This window comes from uncultured Corynebacterium sp., assembly GCF_937999985.1.
Classification (GTDB): domain Bacteria; phylum Actinomycetota; class Actinomycetes; order Mycobacteriales; family Mycobacteriaceae; genus Corynebacterium.
Genome location: NZ_CALLDG010000178.1, coordinates 1 through 7,097, shown reverse-complemented (window position 1 = coordinate 7,097; position 7,097 = coordinate 1). Strand labels below are relative to the sequence as shown.

The 7,097-nt window shown below is 62.2% G+C and carries 6 protein-coding genes; 5 read left to right on the top strand and 1 reads right to left on the bottom strand.

Translation table 11 applies throughout. From position 1 onward, the window contains the following. The 5 genes from Q0331_RS08475 to Q0331_RS08455 all read left to right on the top strand — a co-directional run. On the top strand, positions 1-608 hold a 608-nt coding region (locus Q0331_RS08475; protein ID WP_298075938.1), incomplete at its 5' end, for an anchored repeat ABC transporter, substrate-binding protein. Between the two features lie 74 nt (positions 609-682). Beyond that, positions 683-1,738 carry a choice-of-anchor M domain-containing protein gene (locus tag Q0331_RS08470; RefSeq protein WP_298075937.1) on the top strand — a complete coding sequence of 352 codons (1,056 nt, stop codon included), beginning with the start codon at positions 683-685 and terminating at the stop codon, positions 1,736-1,738. Continuing rightward, the gene (locus tag Q0331_RS08465) at positions 1,735-2,454 is read left to right on the top strand and encodes an anchored repeat-type ABC transporter ATP-binding subunit (protein ID WP_298075936.1); all 720 of its coding nucleotides are present in this window, start codon (positions 1,735-1,737) and stop codon (positions 2,452-2,454) included. The genes Q0331_RS08470 and Q0331_RS08465 overlap by 4 nt, the downstream gene beginning before the upstream one ends. After that, positions 2,451-3,329, top strand: coding sequence for an anchored repeat-type ABC transporter permease subunit (locus Q0331_RS08460; RefSeq protein ID WP_298075935.1), 879 nt, complete (start codon positions 2,451-2,453; stop codon positions 3,327-3,329). Before Q0331_RS08465 ends, Q0331_RS08460 begins: the two co-directional genes overlap by 4 nt. Before the next feature lie 94 nt (positions 3,330-3,423). Then, positions 3,424-6,015, top strand: coding sequence for a choice-of-anchor M domain-containing protein (locus Q0331_RS08455; RefSeq protein WP_298075934.1), 2,592 nt, complete (start codon positions 3,424-3,426; stop codon positions 6,013-6,015). On the opposite strand, the gene Q0331_RS08450 is transcribed toward Q0331_RS08455, so the two are convergent. Next, positions 6,012-6,941, bottom strand: a complete 930-nt coding sequence (locus tag Q0331_RS08450; RefSeq protein ID WP_298075933.1) for a triacylglycerol lipase — start codon at positions 6,939-6,941, stop codon at positions 6,012-6,014. The genes Q0331_RS08455 and Q0331_RS08450 overlap by 4 nt on opposite strands. Positions 6,942-7,097: the final 156 nt, after the last annotated feature.

Sequence of the window (7,097 nt, the reverse complement as noted above, 5' to 3'; positions counted from 1 at the left end):
ACCCGAACTTTCGCTTCCTTGGTACTGCGGGCGACGAGACCTACCTTTTGCCCCAAGCGGTGCTGGGCAAGCACGTCCACGGCGAGCTAGATCCGCACCTGTGGCACAACGCGAAGAATGCGATGGCATACGTGAAGGTAATCCGCGACAAGCTCATCGCGGTAGACCCGGAGCACGCCGCTGACTACCAGCAGAACGCGCGAACCTACCTGGACGAACTCGACCGGCTTGACCGGGAGATCAAGCGCAAGGTCGGCACTATTCCCGAGGCCCGTCGGCACTTGGTGACGGCCCATGACGGCTACGCCTATTTTGCTGACGCCTACGGCCTGGATGTAGCAGGTTTCGTCACCCCGAATCCAGAGATCGAGCCGAGCACACGGGACCTCGTCAGCCTGACCCGCACCCTGGAAAACCTGAAGGTTCCGGCGGTGTTTATTGAGCCGACGATGGCGGGGCGTACGCGCGAGCTGCAGCAGATCGCAGACAGGCTGGGCGTGAGTGTGTGCCAGATACGCAGTGACACCTTGGACGAGACAGCGCCGACATATGTGGATCTGATGCGGACCAACGCGGAATCGATGGCGGACTGCCTGAGTGGCGCATAGACCACTAGCGGGCAGGAACGACAACGACGTTTCAAGAACTAAGAAGAAAAAGAAGAATAAGGATCAAACAGAACATGCGAAACACACGGATCAGGAAGTCCTGTCTAGCTCCCACGGCCGCCGCACTGCTGGCCGGGGGAGTAGTAGTGGCGGGAGCGCCGGTGGCTCCGCCGGTCGCAGTGGCGCAGGCGCAAGATCAGGCGCAGAGCCAAGCGCAGGACCCGGCGCTGCAACAAACCGTGACGGATAAGGAAGAGCACGCCCCCGCGGGGACTTCGCACGTGTTTAGCCGCGGCCATGCGGACCTCGGAATGCGTCTGGACGGCGGCAAGCTGGACGTACAGCTGCGCGACGATGCGGAGGAAAAGCCCATCTGGCGTGTGCTCGATGACGTGGTCTTCGACGCCTCCGATAAGGCCAAGCAGCAACTGCCAGCCGACGGTGGCTACGAGTTCACCGGTGCGCAGCCCGGCCAGGAGGTATGGGTGCTGCCACAGACCGAGGTGCAGGGCGTGCCGTGGCTGGGATGGAACACGCAATCGCCGGCACTGATCGCCCAGGCTAGCCGTGGTGTGACCATGGAGTATTTGGGCCACCAGGGGCCCGGCCAGATGAGCATGTTTTTGCAGGCTGGCGGCTTTGAACAGCCCCAGGAATTGTGGAACTCCGCGCAGCCCACTCCGCAGGACCTGTGGGTGGATCTGAACACGCACACGCACGCCAACTGGGTGTTTACCGAGCCGGGCGTACACCGCGTGGCCATGGGCGTGCGGGTGAAGATGAAAGACGGCTCGGAGAAGACCACCACGAAGGTGCTGACCTTCGCCGTGGGCGTGGACCCTGCCGAGGCGCAGAACTCCAGCTGGGACGGTGAGCTGCCGAAGGCAGGTGCTGCCGGTTCTTCTGGTGACGCCAACAGTTCCAACCCCAACAATTCCGCCGACGGTGCAGATGCGGATGCCGACAGCTCCGGCGAAGGCTCCGATGACGGCAACTCCGCGCTGCCGTGGATCCTGGGCGGGATTGGCGTGGTAGTCGTCGCGCTGCTGGCTTTCGGCTTCCTCTCCCTGCGGAAGGGCGCCAAGGAGCGCAAGCGGATCGAGGATGAGCTGTGGGGTCAGCTGAAGTGACGGCACTACAGATCGCGGATCTGAATGTCCGGTTGTCCGGGAGACAGATCCTCACCGATGTGAACCTCGAGGCACAACCCGGGGAGCTAATTGGCCTGCTTGGTCCCAACGGCGCGGGCAAGACCACCCTGATGCGCAGCATTTTGGGACTCATCCCGCGCACCAAGGGCAGCATCAAGGCCGCGAGCGTGGGGTATGTTCCCCAGCGCCACGAGTTCGCGTGGGACTATCCCATCGACGTTCGCCACACAGTGCTGAACGGTCGCGCGGGGCTGATTGGTCCGTTCCGTCGGTCGCGCCGGGCAGACTTTGCGGCCACTGCGCATGCGCTGAAGCGCGTGAACCTGCAGCACTTGGCGGACCGTCCCATCGGTCAGCTCTCCGGCGGGCAGCGCCAGCGGGTGCTGGTGGCGCGCGCCCTGGCTGTGGAACCCACTTTGCTGTTGCTGGACGAGCCTTTCACGGGCATGGATTTCCCCAGTATCGAGTCGCTGGTGGAGATCCTGCAGTCCCTGACCGCCGATGGCATGAGCATCCTGATGGTTACCCACGACCTGGCGCAGGCGGTACACGTCTGCGATCGCGTGGTTCTGTTGAATGGTCGCGTGGTGGCCGATGGTGCCCCGGACCAGCTGCAGAATCCCGAGCCGTGGATGGAAACCTTCGACGTTCGCCCGGATTCGCCACTGCTGCGGGGAGTGGGATTGGTACCGTGATTTCCTTCTCCCAGTTCCTCGCCGACCTGACGAATCCCGCCCTGGCCTTCCTGCCGAAGGCGCTGCTGGTGGCGGTGCTCTCCGCCCTGGTATGCGGTGTGATCGGCACCCACGTGGTATTGCGAGGTATGGCCTTCATCGGCGATGCGGTGGCGCATGCCGTGTTTCCTGGCCTGGCCATTGCCTTCGCCCTGCAGGTCTCAGTGATTGCGGGCGGAGCGTTGGCCGGCGCCCTGGTCGCTTTGCTGATCGCTCTGTTCTCGCAGCGCAGACGCGTGAAGGAAGACACGATCATCGGTATCTTCTTTGCCGCTGCCTTCGCCCTGGGCTTGGTGGTGATCTCGAAGGTGCAGGGCTATACAGCCAGCCTGAATAGCTTCCTTTTCGGCTCGATCACGGGCGTATCCAATTCCGACATCATCTTCAGTGCTGTCGTCGGCGCGGTCGTGATCTTAGCCGTGGCGGCGCTACACAAGGAGATCGTGGCGGTCTCCGTCGACCGCGAAACCGCCGCTGCCATGGGCATCCGCGTGCTGCTGATCGACGTGGTCCTCTACCTCGCCGTCACCGCCGCCGTGGTGATGTCTGTCCGCACCGTCGGAAACATCCTCGTGCTCGCGCTGCTGATCACTCCGGCCGCCGCAGCGCGACTATGGACCGACCGACTGGTCGCGATGATGGCGCTGAGCGCCGTGATCGGCATGGTCGGTTCCTTCCTCGGCGTGTACGTGTCGTGGGCGATCGATGTGCCTACGGGCGCAACGATCGTCCTGGTTCTCACCGTTGTCTTTCTCTTTTCTTTCTTTGTGGCGACGCCCATTCGCGCCGCCCGGCAATCTAACAACCCCTCACAGGTGGTAGCTACTGATGCATAAAAAAGATGAACTCTTTCAGCAGCTGGCCAAGCGGCAGCAGGCTGAGCTTAAACTGCTTAAGCAGCTCAAACACAGCCAGAATAGGGCCGATCGGATGATGTGGGCAGCAAAGTCCACCCTGGCGGTATTGGGCGTGCTGGTGTTAACTGTGGTGGCCGGCGCCTGGAATGCGGCGTCACCACTAATCAGCGACCACCGCACCGCCGAGGTGTTGCAGCGGGCGCAAGCAACACCGACAGGGCATAAGCCTGGAACGACTAGCGACGGACCGACCGTCGGCAAGGACGTTAAGGATCCGGCAACCGGGAAAACCCATGTGTGCGCGGGCAGAAAACTGCTGTACAACGCCCACGTGGATGCGGTGTACGGCACTTATAACAAGGGCAAGCCGGACGTGATGGTGGTCGATGGGGAGCAGCCCGTGCCCGCCGATGACGTCTGTCTGCGACTGGCGCCCGACGCGATTGATGGCAAGGAGGCCTCCCGCATCAAGGTGCCGAACAAGAAGGCGCTGTCCTTCCTAGGCAAGCCCGGCACGGTGCTGTGGCATGCCCCGCAGAACGCGGACTTCACTAACCAATGGCGCCCGATCTGGGCGGGCCTGGGTGCTTTTGACCCGGCGCACGAGATCGAGGTGCCGAAGGATTTCGCCGAGCCAGATCTCCACTTCCATATGAAGAAGTTCTCCGGCCCCGGCGACATGGAGGTTTTCTTCCACAACTCCGGTACGCCTACCCCGGAGCGGATGCTGTCCACCAAGGACGGTTTGAAGGACTACGACTACGAGGTCGGCGGGCACGGACACTTCGGTTGGACCTTCTCTAAGCCGGGGCTGTATCAGCTGACGATGCAGTGGGACGTCAAGAAGAAGGACGGCTCTACCGTGAAGTCCGCAGCGCGCACCATCAACTGGCTGGTCGGCAGCGATAAGCAGGTGGGGCTGCCGGAGGGCACGACCACTGGGTTGAACGAGATCAAGAATCCGATCGCGCCGCTGGAGCCGGGCAATCCTGGAGATCAAGATCAACCTGAAGAGCCAGAGCAGCCCGAGCAACCTGGAGAGCCTGGAGATCCTGAGCAGCCCGAAGACCCCGAGCAGCCAGGCGAGAATGAAACGCCAGGCGAGAATGAGACGCCGGGTGACGAGGAAGATCCGAGCGATGGCACAGACAAGCCAGCGCCGACGTGTGAAGCTCCTGAGGAAATATCCGACGACGAGGTCCGTAGCGAGGTCAACGATGCCTTCGGTGAGGGGCAGGGGACAGAGCGCGCCGTGATTCCCAAGGGCCACATGGACATGGGCGTGGGAACCTCGGACGAATCTGACGCGGATCCGCACACCTTCCTGAAGGACGGATCCGATCCCGCGAATGTGCAGGAGCGCGAATCCGGCAGCTTCATTTTCCTAGTCAACAGCCCGAAGGCCAAGGTTGGAGTCCCGCAGGATTACCAAGAGGAATTGGGGGAGACCGGGTATGCGCTCCCGCAGGCGCAACGTGAAAATCCCGATGTTCCGTGGCTGGGCTTTTCCACCGAACACTTGAACTCGGCAAAGAAGGGCGTGGACGTGACCATTAAGGACTTCGAGGGGCCCGGCCGAATGGTGACCCTGTCGGACAATGGGCTGGGTAGTGCGAGCCTGCGCCTGGATTCCGAGCACCGTGAGCACAAGGTCAGCTATGCGGTTGGAGCGCACGATCACCAGCAGTTCCTCTTCACCAAGCCGGGCGCTTACCGCGTAGTTTTCCGCTATCAGGGCACCGCGGTGGACGGCAAGAAGTTCGATAAGGAGCTGGAGACCTTCTTCGTCATCAAGGATTCGTGCGCCGACGGGGCCGGTGGCGTCGAGCCTGGAGACAGCACGGATCCGGGAGACAGCAGTGATCCTTCCGATACCGAAACGAGTGGGGAAAAGTCCGGTCTCGAAGAATTGCAGGAGTTTCAGAAGCACCTAGATAGCGAGAACGCGAAGCTCGGCAAGTACATGGATGAGATCGTCGGTGGCATCGAGGCGCTGCGCGGAAACCGCAAGGCACAGCAGAATCCTTCCACCGGGCGAGCTGGCGGTGTCGGCACCAGTGATTCCTCGGCGGCAGGCGCCATTAGCAACAACTCTGCCGGCAAGAGTTCTGGTGGAGCAGCCTCCGGTACCAGCGCCGCATCGGATAACCACGGCACGGCTAGTGGAGCCGACTCCGCAGGAGCTGGTTCCAGTGGTTCTGTCGGCTCGAGTAGCTCCGGCGGTTCGTCTGGGGCTGCCGGCGACGCTGCGGTCGCAAATGGTGGCGCTTCTGCTGGCGCCGCGGATGTAGGTTCTGCTGACACTGCGGCCGCAGACGGTGCCGGTGGCATCCATCGCATCAACGCCGCCCAAGGGCAGCAGAATGCAGGCGGGGCCGCAAACACGGATGATGCGCAGAACGTAGCAACCGAGAAAACCGCCGTAGAGTCCTTTATGGATTCCCTCACCGGCGGCGGCTGGACGACTGGCTTCCTGCTGGGGCTGGGTCTGATGGGATTGCTCGGCGGAGCACTCCTCTTCTTTGTAGCGGCCCGTAACATGCAGCGTGCCCATACCCTGCAACTGCTGCAGACCTACCGGGAAATCAGTCGCGACCGTACTGAGCAAGCCTATGCAGAGGGCATCGCAGACGAAGAGGTTTGGGACGGCGAGGAGTCTCGCTAGGCTCGCCGACCCCGCTGACCTGGCAGCCGGAACTCGCCCATCATAGGAAGCACCACTCCGCGCTTCAGCGGGTGGGCGGCGCGGTAAGTAGCCGGGCCGTCTTCTCCCGGCTCCAGCGCCTCCAGAATAAGATCGACCACACGCGGCGAGTACAGCATTGCCAAGTGACCCGAAAGGTCAAACGGGTTGTCGTCCTGCACGCTCAGGTTGCGCACCCGCGCACCTTCCCCGGCGACCATCACCTGCTTCAAGCGGGGAGTGGCAATACCGTCGTACTTCGCAGTGATCATCGTGTAGTCCACGCCCGGGGTGGTATCCCCATCGCGGTTCAGGTAATCGCCAAACTCACTGCCTAGGCGCTGGTCGATCGCCGCGCCGCCCAGGAACTTCTCCAGGAATCCGGCGAGCTTGTTGTTCGGGTCGATTTTGTCGCCCAGGGTCGATATGCCCGACAGGGTAGTGCCGTGGTGCGCCGGGCCCACGCCCACCAGGCGGTCCACCTTGTTGCGTGCCACATCCGCCCGGTCGGCGCCGCCGGAATCGGAAAGGTACAGCCGCGCCTGCGCCACGCCCTGCGAGTGGCCGACCAGGTTCACCTTCTTCGCGCCCGTGCGCTCGATCACCTCGTCGATGAAGGCCGCCACCTCCTTCTGGGAGGTGCGCAGGAAGTTGTTGGCGTACACGCCCGGGGCCTTGCCCGTAAAGGCGGAGCGGTCCTTGCCGTAGTTCACGGCGAACACTGGGTGACCTGCCGCAATGAGGTGCTTGGCCACGTAGTCCCACGTGTTATATGCGTTGAGCCACGTGCCGTGGATCAGAACCGTCGGTGTCTTGCCGTTTAGCGGTGTGTCGAACTTATTGACGCCCTCCGGCAGTGGATTGTCGCGTCGTAGGCTGGATAGGAACTTCGGGATGAATGCGTCCATGAACCCCAAGGCTAATCAAATCCCCAGCCCCAGTTTTGGAAACGAAATAATTTCTTGCGCAGGGTGGCGTCAATAAGAAAGAACAGCGATTTGGAGGAAGGGGAGACAGGGGTGTAACCTCCTTCGAGGAAGTTTGACTAGATCAACAACGAGATC

What these genes read in the sequence shown, in the direction of transcription:
- Q0331_RS08470 (WP_298075937.1), top strand. Translation starts at nt 683, where the DNA reads ATGCGAAACACACGGATCAGGAAGTCCTGTCTAGCTCCCACGGCCGCC.
- Q0331_RS08455 (WP_298075934.1), top strand. Translation starts at nt 3,424, where the DNA reads ATGATGTGGGCAGCAAAGTCCACCCTGGCGGTATTGGGCGTGCTGGTG.
- Q0331_RS08450 (WP_298075933.1), bottom strand. Translation starts at nt 6,941, where the DNA reads ATGGACGCATTCATCCCGAAGTTCCTATCCAGCCTACGACGCGACAAT.